At 63.5% G+C, this 14,324-nt stretch carries 14 protein-coding genes; all 14 read right to left on the reverse strand.

Annotation, left to right across the window (positions count from 1 at the left end):
- Positions 1-48 precede the first annotated feature (48 nt).
- Positions 49-1,728 carry a ribonuclease J gene (locus IE00_RS01090; RefSeq protein ID WP_072295209.1) on the reverse strand — a complete coding sequence of 560 codons (1,680 nt, stop codon included), beginning with the start codon at positions 1,726-1,728 and terminating at the stop codon, positions 49-51.
- Positions 1,721-2,500, reverse strand: coding sequence for a type III pantothenate kinase (locus tag IE00_RS01095; RefSeq protein ID WP_072295210.1), 780 nt, complete (start codon positions 2,498-2,500; stop codon positions 1,721-1,723). The genes IE00_RS01090 and IE00_RS01095 overlap by 8 nt, the downstream gene beginning before the upstream one ends.
- A 1-nt stretch (position 2,501) precedes the next feature.
- Positions 2,502-3,281 (reverse strand): biotin--[acetyl-CoA-carboxylase] ligase, encoded by a 780-nt coding sequence (locus IE00_RS01100; RefSeq protein ID WP_240493759.1) that lies wholly within the window; start codon positions 3,279-3,281, stop codon positions 2,502-2,504.
- The gene (gene nuoN, locus IE00_RS01105) at positions 3,268-4,734 is read right to left on the reverse strand and encodes an NADH-quinone oxidoreductase subunit NuoN (RefSeq protein WP_072295212.1); all 1,467 of its coding nucleotides are present in this window, start codon (positions 4,732-4,734) and stop codon (positions 3,268-3,270) included. The genes IE00_RS01100 and nuoN overlap by 14 nt, the downstream gene beginning before the upstream one ends.
- A 10-nt stretch (positions 4,735-4,744) precedes the next feature.
- Entirely contained in the window at positions 4,745-6,298 is a 1,554-nt protein-coding gene (locus tag IE00_RS01110; protein WP_072295213.1) for an NADH-quinone oxidoreductase subunit M, read from the reverse strand.
- A 1-nt stretch (position 6,299) separates the two neighbouring features.
- Positions 6,300-8,408 carry an NADH-quinone oxidoreductase subunit L gene (gene nuoL / locus IE00_RS01115; RefSeq protein ID WP_072295214.1) on the reverse strand — a complete coding sequence of 703 codons (2,109 nt, stop codon included), beginning with the start codon at positions 8,406-8,408 and terminating at the stop codon, positions 6,300-6,302.
- A gap of 6 nt (positions 8,409-8,414) precedes the next feature.
- Positions 8,415-8,720 carry an NADH-quinone oxidoreductase subunit NuoK gene (nuoK, locus tag IE00_RS01120; protein ID WP_042248542.1) on the reverse strand — a complete coding sequence of 102 codons (306 nt, stop codon included), beginning with the start codon at positions 8,718-8,720 and terminating at the stop codon, positions 8,415-8,417.
- A 70-nt stretch (positions 8,721-8,790) separates the two neighbouring features.
- Positions 8,791-9,393 carry an NADH-quinone oxidoreductase subunit J gene (locus IE00_RS01125; RefSeq protein WP_072295215.1) on the reverse strand — a complete coding sequence of 201 codons (603 nt, stop codon included), beginning with the start codon at positions 9,391-9,393 and terminating at the stop codon, positions 8,791-8,793.
- On the reverse strand, positions 9,390-9,803 hold the full coding sequence (locus tag IE00_RS01130; protein WP_072295216.1) for a carboxymuconolactone decarboxylase family protein: 414 nt from the start codon (positions 9,801-9,803) through the stop codon (positions 9,390-9,392). Before IE00_RS01130 ends, IE00_RS01125 begins: the two co-directional genes overlap by 4 nt.
- Positions 9,800-10,291, reverse strand: a complete 492-nt coding sequence (nuoI, locus tag IE00_RS01135) for an NADH-quinone oxidoreductase subunit NuoI (RefSeq protein WP_072295217.1) — start codon at positions 10,289-10,291, stop codon at positions 9,800-9,802. Before nuoI ends, IE00_RS01130 begins: the two co-directional genes overlap by 4 nt.
- Positions 10,291-10,476 (reverse strand): hypothetical protein, encoded by a 186-nt coding sequence (locus IE00_RS01140; protein WP_072295625.1) that lies wholly within the window; start codon positions 10,474-10,476, stop codon positions 10,291-10,293. The genes nuoI and IE00_RS01140 overlap by 1 nt, the downstream gene beginning before the upstream one ends.
- Before the next feature lie 5 nt (positions 10,477-10,481).
- Entirely contained in the window at positions 10,482-11,513 is a 1,032-nt protein-coding gene (nuoH, locus tag IE00_RS01145; RefSeq protein WP_072295218.1) for an NADH-quinone oxidoreductase subunit NuoH, read from the reverse strand.
- Positions 11,514-11,531: 18 nt separating this feature from the next.
- Entirely contained in the window at positions 11,532-12,305 is a 774-nt protein-coding gene (locus tag IE00_RS01150) for a hypothetical protein (protein WP_072295219.1), read from the reverse strand.
- A gap of 4 nt (positions 12,306-12,309) precedes the next feature.
- Positions 12,310-14,322 carry an NADH-quinone oxidoreductase subunit NuoG gene (nuoG, locus tag IE00_RS01155; protein ID WP_072295220.1) on the reverse strand — a complete coding sequence of 671 codons (2,013 nt, stop codon included), beginning with the start codon at positions 14,320-14,322 and terminating at the stop codon, positions 12,310-12,312.
- Positions 14,323-14,324: the final 2 nt, after the last annotated feature.

The raw sequence follows: 14,324 nt of genomic DNA on the forward strand, positions 1-14,324 counted from the left end.
ACCTTGCGGAAAAAAGGGCGCGCAGTTGCCCGCGCGCCCCGTTCGGGATCAGTCGGCCGTCAGGCGGCTGATGATGACGGTGACCTCGGGCTTCTTGCCGATTTCCTCCATCGAGACCTGACGCGCGATCTTGCGGATCGCCTCGTCCATCTTTTCGTCGCTGCGCACGGTGCGCGCATCGGCACGCTCCAGGAACTCGGCGATCTCGCCTTCGATATGGCGGGCCAGATCGGTACCGCCGCGGGTGGTCTGGTTCAGGCCCATCAGCTCGACCCAGGCATCGGGCAGGACGTTGTCGTCCTCGTCCACGATGACGCTGACCATGGCGTGCCCGTTCAGGGCCAGGCGGATGCGGTCGCGCACGACGCCGTCCATTGCCCCGATCAGGATGTTGCCGTCCAGATACAGGCGACCCGTCTGGACCTGGTCCACGACACGCAGCTTGTCACCCGACAGTTCCATCATCTGGCCGTTCACCACGACCTCGGAGGACATGCCCTTGGCGCGCGCCAACATCATGTGTTCGCGCAGATGCAGGTGTTCCCCATGCATCGGGATGACCGTCTTCGGCTTCAGGATGTCGTGCATCACTTCGATGTCGGGACGGTTGGCGTGCCCCGAAACGTGATACAGCCCGTCATCCGCGTCATAAACCTCGACCCCCGATTCCGAGAGCGCGTTCATGATCCGACCCACTGACTTTTCGTTGCCGGGGATCGTCTTCGAGCTGAACAGGAAGCTGTCGCCTTCCTTCAACGACAGGCCCAGATAGCGCCCGCGCGACAGCTGCGCGCTGGCGGCGCGGCGTTCGCCCTGGCTGCCGGTGACGATCAGCATGACTTGGTGACGCGGCAGCTTGGCGGCCTCGTCGGGGCCGATCGTGTCGGGGAAATCCGTCAGGATGCCGCTGTCGAAACCGACGCTGACCATGCGACGCATTGCACGACCCAGCAGGCAGACCTTGCGACCCGAAGCGATGGCCGCATCGGCCAGCGTCTTCAGGCGCGCGATGTTGCTGGCGAAGGTCGTGGCGACCACCAGGTTCTTCTGCGTCATCACCCATTCGGTGATCGGCGTGGCCAGGACGGCCTCGGACCGCCCCGGATGGGTCGAGAAGATGTTGGTGCTGTCACAGGCCAGGATCTTGACGCCGCCCTTTTCGGTGGCGACCTGCTTCCACATGACCGGATCGAAGGCATCGCCCACGACCGGCGTCACGTCTACCTTGAAATCGCCCGTGTGGACGATGCGGCCGGCTGGCGTGTCGATGATCAGGCCGCTGCTTTCGGGGATCGAGTGGCTGATCGGCGCGAACTGCACCGTGAAGGGGCCCACTTCGGTCTGGGCCGGGCGCACGTCGACGATGTTGACCGCGTCCGCCGCCGGCAGACCCATCTCCTCCATCTTCAACCGCACCAGAGTGCCGGTGAACTGGCGCGCATAGATGGGGGCCTTCAGACGCCCCCACAGATGCCCCAGGGCGCCGATATGATCCTCGTGCCCGTGGGTCACGAAGATCGCGTCAAGCCGGTCCTTGTTCTGTTCCAGCCATGTCAGGTCCGGCATGATCAGGTCGATACCCGGGCTTCCGTCCATGTCACCAAAGGTGACGCCCAGATCGACCAGGATCAGTCGTTCCTTGCCGGGCGCACCATAGCCATAAACATAGGCGTTCATGCCGATTTCGCCCGCGCCGCCCAGCGGCAGATAGATCAGGCGCTCAGCCATTGCCCATCTCCTTGTTGTAATCGTGAATAAGACGCAATCCATGCATCGTGAGGTCGTCTTCTATTGCATCGAACAGGTCGAAACCCTGATCGAACAGCGGCGCAAGCCCGCCGGTCGCTATTACTTTCATCGGCCGGTCACGTTCGGCGCGTATCTGGCGCACGATACCTTCGACCAATCCTACGTAACCCCAGAACACGCCCGACTGTATACATGCAACCGTATTCGTGCCTATGACCTTCGCTGGCATCGTCACATCGACATGAGGCAATGATGCCGCACCCATATGCAGGGCTTCAAGCGACAGATTGACGCCGGGCGCGATGACCCCGCCGATATAGGCCCCGTCGACATCAACGACATCGAAGGTGGTCGCGGTTCCGAAATCCACCACGATCAGGTCGGGACCGTGGCGGTCATAGGCACCCACCGTGTTGACCAGCCGGTCGGGACCGACCGTCGTGCCCTGATCCACGCGCGGCGGCACGCGCAGCAGGCAGTCGGGCTTGCCCACCACCAGCGGGCGCGTGTCGAAGTAGCGGTTGCACAGGACGCGCAGGTTGAAGACCACCCGCGGCGCCGTCGCGCTGATGATGCAGGCGTCGATCCGCAGGTCAAATTTCTGGACCGAGATCAACGTCGAGAGCCAGACGAAATATTCATCCGCCGTGCGCCGGTGATCGGTCCGGATGCGCCAATGCGCCAGGAACTTGCCGCCGTCCCAGATCGAGAAGACCGTGTTGGTATTGCCCGTGTCGATGCACAACAGCATGTCAGGACCCGCTGAAATAGATGTCGGCAGCCGGGATCGCGTGACGGCCGCGGGGGCCGGTCAGGATCAGCGCGCCGGTGTCGTCGATGCCGTCGAAACGGCCGGTGGTTTCGGTGGTGCCGGTGCGGGCGACGATCGTCTCGCCCAGCTTGGCGGCGCGGGCCATCCAAGCGTTGCGGATCGGGGCAAAGCCAAAGGTCCGCATCTGGCGATGCCAGGCGTCGAATTGGCAGGCCAAGGCGTTCAGGACATCCTCGGGGGTGACCTCCAGCCCGGTCTCGCCCAGCAGGCTGACGGGGCGGGTGGCGGTCGGTTCGACCTGGGCCGGATCGGGTGCCGCAGCCAGATTGATGCCGATGCCGATCGCCAGGGTCGCCACCTGCCCTGCCGCGCCACTGCTTTCCAGCAGGATGCCTGACAGCTTTCCGCCGTTCAGCAGCACGTCATTGGGCCATTTCAGCGCCACGTTCAGCGACGGCCCGCACAGATCGCGCAGCGCGTCATGGACCGAAAGCGCCGCCACGAAGGACAAACGCGCCGCATCGGCCGGTCCGCCGTCGGGACGCAGCGCCAGGGTCGCGGCGAAATTTCCCGGCGGATCGGTCCATGCGCGACCGCGACGCCCACGCCCGGCCTCTTGCCTATGGGCCATGATCCAGGCCGGCCCGCTGAGTGAGGGGGCCAGCCGGAACGCTTCGGCATTGGTGCTGTCAACACGGTCCAGGACGTGGCGCGCCACGCCCTGCGGCCAGTTGGCCGGTTCGTCGTTATTGACCCGCAATGGGGGCGACCGTGTCATTGACCAGCGATTGCGCCGCCGTGGCGGCAGCCTCGTCGATGCCCAGCATCGTCACCGCGCCCAACAGCAGCGCCGCCGCCGGAACCACCAGCGCCGCATACTGCACCATGCCCATCCGGCTTGTCACCGGTTCGACCTCCGAGCCGAAGAACATGTAATAGACGATCCGCAGGTAATAGAAGGCACCGACAACCGAGGCGATCACGCCGATCACGGCCAGCCAGGACATGCCGCCATCGACTGCCGCCGTCAGCACGCCGTATTTGGCAAAGAAGCCCAGGAAGGGCGGCACGCCGGCCAGGCTGAACATCAGGAACAGCACGGCAAAGCTTTTCAGCGGCTCGGCCTGGGCAAAGCGGTTCAGGCTCTGCATGTCGGTGATCGGCTGACCGTCACGTTCCAGCGACAGGATGAAGGCAAAGGTGCCGACATTCATCAGCGCATAGATCGCCATGTAGAGCAGCATCGCCTGCACGCCATAGGCCGTCCCGGCGGCCAGGCCGACCAGCGCAAAGCCCATATGCGCGATCGAGGAATAGGCCATCAGGCGCTTGATGTTGGTCTGGCCGATGCCCGCCACCGAACCCAGAACCATCGACAGGACCGCCAGGACCGCGATGATCTGGCTCCAATCGGTGATGACATTGCCGAAGGCGTCAAAGACCAGACGACCGATCAGCGCCATCGCGGCGACCTTGGGCGCTGTGGCGAAGAAGGCCGTTACCGGCGAAGGCGAACCTTCATAGACGTCGGGCGTCCACATGTGGAACGGCACGGCCGAAACCTTGAAGGCAAGGCCCACCAGCAGGAAGACCAGGCCGAACAGAAGGCCCATGGGCATGACATCGGCGTTCACCGCCACGATGATCCCCGCGAAACCGGTCGTCCCGGCAAATCCATAGACCAGTGACGCGCCGTAAAGCAGCAGACCCGAGCTGAGCGCGCCCAGGACGAAATACTTCAGGCCGGCCTCGGAGGATTTGACGCTTTCGCGGCGCATTGCGGCCACGACGTAGAGTGCCAGCGATTGCAGCTCCAGCCCCATGTAGAGCGTCAGCAGGTCGCCCGCCGACACCATCAGCATCATGCCCACCGTCGCCAGCACGATCAGGATCGGATATTCGAACCGCATCAGACCGTGGCGGCTGAGATATTCCGCGCTCATGGCCAGGACGGCGGCGCCCGACAGCAGGATCGTCACCTTGGCAAAGCGCGCGAAGGCGTCGTCGATGAACATCCCGAAGAATGCCGTCTGTTCGGGCCGGTCGGCCATGCCGACGAAAAGCCCGGCCACCAGCAGGGCCAGCACGCTGGCCCACAGGATCGGTCGTGCGATCTGGTCCTTGCCGAAATAGGCCCCCGCCATCAGCGCCGCCAGCGCATAGATCGCAAGCCAGAGTTCGGGCAGGATGGTCGAAATATCGAGCGCGTTCATCTTGCTTTCCTCAGTGGCTGACGGTGGCCGAAGCCAGGTCGTCGGTGGCTGCCTCGTCGGGCAGCGCGTCGTTTACATTCACCAGCATCGCCTGGACCGAAGGCCCGGTGATGTCGGTCACCAGGCGCGGATAGACGCCCAGCAGCAGGGTCATGGCGATCAGCGGCGCAAAGATCCACTTTTCGCGGGGCGTCATGTCGGTGATCATGCGCAGGCTTTCCTTGATCAGCGCGCCCATGGTCACGCGGCGATAAAGCCACAGCGCATAGGCCGCCGACAGGATGACGCCGGTCGCCGCCACGAAGGCCACCCAGGTGTTGGCGTGGAACGCCCCCATCAGGGTCAGGAATTCGCCCACGAAGCCGGACGTGCCCGGCAGGCCGACATTGGCCATCGTGAAGAACATGAAGATCAGCGCATAGACCGGCATCCGGTTGACCAGCCCGCCATAGGCGTCGATTTCCCGGGTGTGCATGCGGTCATAGATAACGCCCACGCCTAGGAACAGCGCCCCCGAGATGAAGCCGTGCGACAGCATCTGGAAGATCGCGCCATCGACACCCTGCTGGTTCGCCGCAAAGATCCCCATGGTCACGTAACCCATATGCGCGACCGAGGAATAGGCGATCAGCTTCTTCATGTCGGACTGGGCCAGCGCCACCAGCGAGGTATAGACGATGGCAATGGCCGACATCCACAGCACCAGCGGCTGCAGCAGGTCGCTGGCCACCGGGAACATCGGCAGGCTGAAGCGCAGGAAGCCATAGCCGCCCATCTTCAGCAGCACCGCGGCCAGGACCACGGAACCCGCGGTCGGCGCCTGCACGTGCGCATCGGGCAGCCAGGTGTGGACCGGCCACATCGGCATCTTGACCGCGAAGCTGGCGAAGAAGGCCAGGAACAACAGCGTCTGCATGCCGCCGACGACGGTGAAGCCCAGGATGCGGGTGGTTTCCGACGGGAAGTCGAAGACCAGCAATTCAGCGATGTCGGTCGTTCCCGCGACGCGCGCCATCGCGATCATCGCCACCAGCATCAGCACCGACCCGATGAAGGTATAGAGGAAGAACTTGAACGTCGCATAGATGCGGTTCGCGCCGCCCCAGATGCCGATGATCAGGAACATCGGGATCAGGCCGGCTTCGAAGAACAGGTAGAACAGGATCAGGTCCAGCGCCGTGAAGACGCCGATCATCAGCCCCTCCAGCACCAGGAAGGCGATCATGTATTCCTTGACGCGGGTGTTCACCTCCCAGGTGGACAGGATCGTCAGCGGCATCAGGAAGGTCGTCAGCATGACGAAAAGGATCGAGATGCCGTCGACGCCCATCTTGTAGCGCAGGCCCATGATCCAAGCGTGGTCTTCCACGAACTGGAAGCCCGTATCGGCAGGGTTGAAGCCCGCCAGCAGGAACAACGACACCAGGAAGGTGGCGCTGGTCGCGATCAGGGCCAGCCATTTGGCGTTCTTCTGCGCGGCGGCATCGTCGCCGCGCAGGAACAGGCCCAGGATCCCCGCCGCGACGATGGGCAGGAAGGTGATGATTGAAAGAAGGTTCGTCATGTTATTGCGCGCCCCGCAGCATCACCCAGATCAGCAAGCCCACGATGCCGATGACCATCGCGAAGGCATAGTGGAACAGATAGCCGGACTGAACGCGCCCGGCAAAGCGGGTCATGCGGGGAATGATTCCCATGGCAAGCCCGTTGATGGCGCCGTCGATAACGGCTCCGTCACCCGCCGTCCACAGCTTGGCGCCGATCCAGCGGGCCGGACGCACGAAGACGGCGTTGTAGATTTCGTCGAAATACCACTTGTTCAGCAGGAACTGGTACAGGCCCGGCTGCTGTGCGGCCAACTTGGCGGGCGCGCCCGGGTTGCGGATATACATCAGCCAGGCAAGGGCCAAGCCCGACAGCATCGCGATGAAGGGCGACACCTTGACCCAGGCCGGAACGCCGTGGGCGTCATGCATGACATGGTTGTCGGGATGCATGTAGATCGCACCCTGCCCCACGGTCGCGGGATCGACGACGGTCGCATGTTCGCCCTCCGCTGCTGCACCGTGATCGTCGGTTGCCGCAACCTCGGCGACCTCGGCATGGCCGGCTTCGACCTCGCCATGGGTGTCGCCATGGGCGGCGGCGACCTCGGGCATGCCGAAGAATTTCTGGACGCCTTCGGTTTCGAAGAAGCTGTTATACCACACCATCCCCGAGAAGATCGCGCCAAGCGCCAGAACGCCAAGCGGTATCGTCATGACACGCGGGCTTTCATGGGCATGGTCATGCGCATGGTGATCGCCGCGCGGCTTGCCGAAGAAGGTCAGGAACATCAGGCGCCAGCTGTAGAAGCTGGTGAAGGCGGCCGCGATGACCAGCATCCAGAAGGCATAGCCCGACCCCGACGCATAGGCGCTTTCGATGACCGCATCCTTGGACAGGAAGCCCGCGAAGCCGATATGGGTCAGCGGAATGCCGACGCCGGTGATGGCCAGCGTGCCGATCATCATCGCCCAGAAGGTCAGCGGGATCTTTTTCCGCAGGCCGCCATAATTGCGCATGTCCTGTTCGTGGTGCATCGCGTGGATGACCGAACCGGCGCCCAGGAAAAGCATGGCCTTGAAGAAGGCATGGGTCAGCAAGTGGAACATGGCGACGGAATAGACGCCGACGCCTGCCGCCACGAACATATAGCCCAGCTGCGAACAGGTCGAATAAGCGATGACGCGCTTGATGTCGTTCTGGACCAGACCCACCGTCGCGGCAAAGAACGCGGTCGAGGCGCCGATGATCACGATGAACATCTTGGCTTCGGGGGCGAATTCGAACAGCGGCGACATCCGACAGACCAGGAAGACACCGGCGGTGACCATGGTCGCCGCGTGGATCAGGGCCGAAACCGGGGTCGGACCCTCCATCGCGTCGGGCAGCCAGGTGTGCAGGAACAGCTGAGCCGATTTGCCCATCGCGCCGATGAACAGCAGGATGGCCAGCAGGTTCGCGGCATTCCATTCGGTCCACAGGAATGTGATCTGGCTTTCGGCCAGCATCGGCACTTGGGCGAACAGCTCGTCGAACTGGATCGTGCCGGTCATCCACCACAGCCCGAAGATGCCCAGAAGGAAGCCGAAATCGCCGACGCGGTTGACGATGAAGGCCTTCATGGCGGCGGCGCCTGCCGACTGCTTCTTGAAGTAGAAACCGATCAGCAGATAGGAGGCGACGCCCACGCCTTCCCAACCGAAGAACATCTGCAGCAGGTTGTCGGACGTCACCAGCATCAGCATGGCGAAGGTGAAGAAGGACAGATAGGCGAAGAAACGCGCCCGGTAGGGCTCGTCATCGCTGAAATTCTCGTCATGGGCCATGTAGCCAAAGCTGTAGAGATGCACCAAGGCCGAAACCGATGTGATCACGATCAGCATGATCGCCGTCAGACGGTCCAGGCGGATGCCCCACTGGCTGGTGAAATCGCCCGACACGATCCAGTCCATCACCGGGACCTGCCGCAACTGGCCGTCGAAGGTCAGGAAGACGATCCAGCTGAGCGCGGCGGCTGCGAAAAGGATGCCGGTCGTCAGGACCTGCGCCCCGCGTTCGCCGATCAGGCGCCAGCCGAAGCCCGCGATCAGCGCACCCAGAAGGGGCGCGAAGAGGATGAATTGCGGCATGTTCCCTTATCCCTTCATCACGTTGACATCTTCCACCGCGATCGTGCCGCGGTTGCGGAAGAAGACGACCAGGATCGCCAGACCGATGGCGGCCTCGGCGGCGGCGACGGTCAGGATGAACATGGTGAAGATCTGGCCACCAAGATCGCCCAGATGGGCCGAAAAGGCGACGAAGTTGATGTTGACCGCCAACAGCATCAGTTCGATCGACATCAGGATGACGATGACATTCTTGCGGTTCACGAAGATGCCGAAGATCCCGGCGACGAACAAGATCGCCCCCACGACAAGGTAATGTGTCAATCCGATCATCTTTTCAGTCCCTCCGGGTTCTCTCACCCGTTGAAATTCCGTTGGCCGGGGGCGCGCGGGCGCCCCCAACTTACAGCCCCTGACCGGGCTTGACGTCGCGCAGCTGCATCGCCTTGGCAGGATCGCGGTGCATCTGGCGGATCACGTTCTGGCGCTTGATGTCGCGACGGTGACGCATCGTCAACGTGATTGCGCCGATCATGGCCACCAGCAGGATCAACCCCGAGATCTGGAACGGCAGGATGTAGCGATCATACATCACCGTGCCGATCAGGTTGGTGTTGGTCGGCGCCCCCTCGATCGGGACGGCGCGCAGCGCGACCGACTGATCGGAGCTTTCCCAGGCACCGAAGGCGATGGCCAGCTGCGCCAGCAGCACCAGCGCGATCAGGCCCGCCAGCGGCAGATAGCGCGCCAATTCGCCCTTCAGCTGTGCGAAATCGACATCCAGCATCATCACCACGAACAGGAACAGCACGGCCACCGCGCCGACATAGACGATGATCAGCAGCATCGCCACGAATTCGGCACCCAGCAGGATGAAAAGACCGGCCGCCGACAGGAAGGACAGGATCAGCCACAGCACCGAATGAACCGGGTTGCGCGACAGCACGACCATGAAGCCCGCCGTGCAGACCGAGATGGCGAAGAGGTAAAAGGCAAAGGTCATCATTCTGGGCTGCTCCCCTCGGATTCGGTAAAGACGCCCTGGGCGATTTCCAGCGCCTTCTGCATCGCGGGGAGGCCGCCGAACATCCCCATCTGATAGATCACCTCGGCGATCTCGCGCGGGGTGGCACCGGCCTCGATCGCGTGGCGGATGGTCAGGCGCAGCTGCGGTTCGGCCAGCGCGCCCTGCACGGTCATGGCGGCGATGGTGACCAGCATCCGCGTCTTGGCATCCAGCCCGTCACGGTTGAAGGTCTTGCCGAACCACATTTCCAGCATGTCCGCAGGCATGGTCGGGAACATCTTCTCGAAGGCCTTGGGATTGAAATGCTCGACCGCGGGGTTGAAGGCCCGCGCCATTTCCTGCCCTTGGGAGATCATCTGCTGGAACATCTTCTGGAATGCGTCGGTCATCGGTAGGGTGCATCCATGGCCAGGTTGCGGGCGATCTCGGCTTCCCAACGGGCGCCGTTATCCAGAAGCTTTTCCTTGTCGTAGAACAGCTCCTCGCGGCTTTCGGTGGCGAATTCGAAATTCGGGCCTTCCACGATCGCATCCACCGGGCAGGCCTCCTGGCAGAAGCCGCAATAGATGCATTTGGTCATGTCGATGTCATAGCGCGTCGTGCGGCGCGACCCGTCTTCGCGCGGTTCGGCATCGATGGTGATGGCCTGCGCGGGGCAGATCGCCTCGCACAGCTTGCAGGCGATGCAGCGTTCCTCGCCATTGGGATAGCGGCGCAGCGCGTGTTCCCCGCGAAAACGCGGCGACAGCGGGCCTTTTTCATGGGGATAATTCAGCGTCGCCTTGGGCGCGAAGAAATAGCGCAGGCCCAGACCGAACCCCTTCAGGAAATCCACCATCAGGAAATACTTGGTGGCGCGTGCGATGTCGAAAGCCATCAGAACTGCTCTCCTTGCTTGGGTGCGGCAAAGCGGTCGAAGGCCGCCACATAGTCGCGCACCCTGGCACTGTCATGGGCCTGTTCGGCCGTATCGAGGTTGTTGGCCAGGAAATGCGCGAACTCGGCCTTGTCCTGTTCGCTGGCGCGGGCCAACATTTCGGCGATCTTGTTCGAATAAGCCATGTCGATCACATCCCTGCCCAACGGGCCCAGAAACCACCAAACACCTCGAAGCGCGCCAGGAAGGCCACGATGACAACCCAGGCCAGCGACAGAGGCAGGAAGACCTTCCAGCCGATCCGCATCAGCTGGTCGTAGCGATAGCGCGGCACGATCGCCTTCACCATGGCGAACATGAAGAACCACAGGACCATCTTGACGAACATCCACAGCGCACCGTCGGGGATGCCGGGGATGGGCGACAGCCAGCCACCGAAGAACAGCAGCGTGATCAGGGCGCACATCAGCCACATGGCGATGTATTCACCGGCCATGAACAGCAGGTAAGGGGTCGAGGAATATTCGGTCATGAAACCCGCGACCAGTTCGGATTCCGCTTCGGGAAGGTCGAAGGGCGGGCGGTTGGTTTCGGCCAGGGCCGAGACGAAGAACAGCACCACCATCGGCAGGTGCGGCAGCCAGTACCATGACAGCAGGCCCGCACCGCGCTGCGCCTCGACGATGGCGGTCAGGTTCATCGAACCGGTCGAGATGATCACCCCGATGATGATCAGACCCAGGCTGACCTCATAGGAGATCATCTGGGCGGCCGACCGCAGCGACCCCAGGAACGGGAATTTCGAGTTCGACGCCCAGCCCCCCATGATCACGCCGTAAACCTCAAGCGAGGAAACCGCGAAAATGAACAGGATGCCCACGTTGATATCGGCCATCACCCAGCCCGGCGCGAAGGGAATCGCCACGAAGGCCAGCAATGCCAGCATCATCGACAGGAACGGCGCCAGGAAAAACACGAACTTGTCCGCGCCCGCCGGAACGACGATCTCCTTGACGACGAATTTCAGCGCGTCGGCGAAGGTCTGCAGGATACCCCAAGGACCGACCACGTTCGGACCGCGGCGCATCTGCACCGCCGCCCAGATCTTGCGGTCGCCATAGACCATATAGACCAGCGACAGCATCACGAACGCGATGATCGCCAGACCCTGCGCCAACAGGATGATCGCAATCCCCAAGGAAGATGCCCAAAAATCAGCCATGATGCCTGTCCCTCTTCCTCATGCCGCGGGGATGCCGCGCGCCCTGCATTCGCGCAGGGTCTCTTCAGTTTCCATGACCCGCAGTCCCAACGGCTTGTCCTGGGACAAGATGAAGGCGGATCCGATCAGCAACTTGCCGTTCCGTTCGGCCTGCAGGGTGCGGATGTGGCGCCCATAGGGGGTGCCGTTCTCCTTGGCCCACCCGGCAAGCGCGCAGGTGGCATACGAAAAGGCGATATCCGCGTCTACCCCTTGGCGAAGATTTGCCGTCACCTCGACCAGATCCGTGGCGCGGCCGCGGTTCATCGGTTCGACCTTTGCGGCGATGAACTGGGCCGGATCGACGACCAGATCCTCGCGCAGCGTCGGCAGGGCCGGCTCGCTGCGGGCGGCAAAAGCCTCAAGCGCCTTTTCCTGCGCGGTCTTTTCCTTGGGCAGGCTTGCCGCGACCAGACCGCCGAAATCCAGGTCCAGATTGGCGTTCAGCGCGGCCAGGTCGGCCTCGCTGATGGTGAAGGCGTCCTGCCCTTCGGGGCTGTCCAGATCCATCGTGGTGACGCTGCCATCCTCTTCCAGAATCAGGATCTCGCCCGATTTGGTCGAAATGCGGGCCCGCGTCAGCGTGGCGTCCCCGGCCTTCTGCCCGGGGGCCGCGACCTGCGCCACCATCTGGGCGGGCTTGGCCTTGGGGCGGCCGTCGGGTGTCGCCGCCAGCGGTTCGCACCCGGCCAGCGCCACCGCGCCAAACGCGGCCATCACGGTCAGGTGAATGGATCTGGGGACAGTCGTCATGCCTCTACTCCGCTGCAACTGCGGAGGCTTGCCGCGCCGCCGCCATCCGCGACAATTCCCCCATCAGGGGCGAACAGCGCGCGATCGGGTTCGTCAGATAGAAATCCTTGACCGGGTTTACGAAATCGGCCCGGCCCAGATCCTTGCGCGGCACCGGCTGCCAATCGCTCTCGACGACCTCGCCGATCTGGCCCAGATGCGGGACCGCCTCGATCAGCTTGCGACGCAGCTGCGCGATGCTGTCCCAAGGCAGCGTCTGCCCCAGTTCAGCCGACAGCGCGCGCAGGATGGCCCAGTTCTCCTTGGCCTCGCCCGGCGCGAAATTGGCGCGCATGGCCAGCTGGGGGCGACCTTCGGTATTCACGAAAAGCCCCATTTCCTCGGTATAGCAGGCGGCCGGCAGGATGATGTCGGCGCGATGCGCACCGCGGTCGCCATGGCTGCCCTGATAGATGACGATCGGCCCTTCGGCGATCTCGACCTCGTCGGCGCCCAGGTTGAAGATGACCTGCGCCCCGTCGATGGCCGCGGGCAGCCCGCCTTGCGTCACGGCACCCACATCCATCGCACCCACGCGGGCGGCGGCGGTGTGCAGGATCATGACGCGGGCATTCGTGGCTTCGGCCAGGGCCATGACGGCGGCCAGCACGGCCTCGCCATCGGCCTCGCGCAGGGCGCCCTGCCCCACGATGATGACACCCGGCTCTTCGGCGGCGGTCGCATTGTCCAAGAGCTTGGACAGGGCCGCGCGGTCGGAGCCGGCGTGGTTGTAGTCGAAGGTTAGATCGACCGCCTGGCCCACCAGCGTGACCTCGGCTCCGCGCACCCAGTTCTTGCGGATGCGCGAATTCAGGACCGGCGCTTCCTCACGCGGGTTCGTCCCGACCAGCAGGATCGAGCCCGCCGTGTCCAGATCCGCGATCGTGGCATTGCCGACATAGCCGGAGCGGTTGCCCGCAGGCAGCTTCGCGCCGTCGGTGCGGCATTCGACATGGCCGCCCAGACCCTCGATCATGGTCTTCAGGCTGAAGGCTGCCTCGACCGGGGCCAGATCGCCGACCAGGCCCGCGACCTTCTTGCCGGTCATGGCGCGTGCGGCGGCCGCCAAGGCTTCGGGCCAGGTGGCGGGACGCAGCCTGCCGTTTTCACGGAGATAGGGCTTGTCCAGACGCTGACGGCGCAACCCGTCCCAGACGAAGCGCGTCTTGTCGCTGATCCATTCCTCGTTCACGTCATCATTGTTGCGCGGCAGGATGCGCATGACTTCGCGGCCCTTGGTATCGACGCGGATGTTGCTGCCAAGGGCGTCCATCACGTCGATGGTCTCGGTCTTGGTCAGTTCCCACGGACGGGCGGTGAAGGCATAGGGCTTGCTGACCAGCGCGCCCACCGGGCAGAGGTCGATGATGTTGCCCTGCATGTTCGAGGCCAGCGTCTCGTTCAGATAGCTGGTGATCTCGCTGTCCTCGCCGCGACCTGTCTGGCCCATCTGGCTGATGCCAGCGACTTCGCTGGTAAAGCGCACGCAACGGGTGCAGCTGATGCAGCGCGTCATGTGGGTTTCGACCAGCGGCCCCAGGTTCAGCTCCTCGGAGGCGCGCTTGGGTTCGCGATAGCGGCTGAAATCGACGCCATAGGCCATGGCCTGGTCCTGCAGGTCGCATTCGCCACCCTGGTCGCAGATCGGGCAATCCAGCGGATGGTTGATCAGCAGGAATTCCATCACGCCCTCGCGGGCCTTCTTGACCATCGGGCTGTTGGTGCGGATCTCGGAGGGGGCGCCTTCGGGTCCCGGCCGCAGATCCTTGACCTGCATGGCGCAGCTAGCGGCCGGCTTGGGCGGACCGCCCACGACTTCGACCAGGCACATGCGGCAGTTGCCGGCGATCGACAGCCGCTCGTGATAGCAGAAGCGCGGGATCTCGATCCCGGCCTGCTCGCAGGCCTGGATGAGGGTCATGTTGGGATCGACATCGATCTCGTTGCCGTCGATCTTGATTGTCCGCAGGTCGGCCATGC

It is taken from the genome of Paracoccus sp. SM22M-07 (assembly GCF_001887735.1).
Classification (GTDB): domain Bacteria; phylum Pseudomonadota; class Alphaproteobacteria; order Rhodobacterales; family Rhodobacteraceae; genus Paracoccus.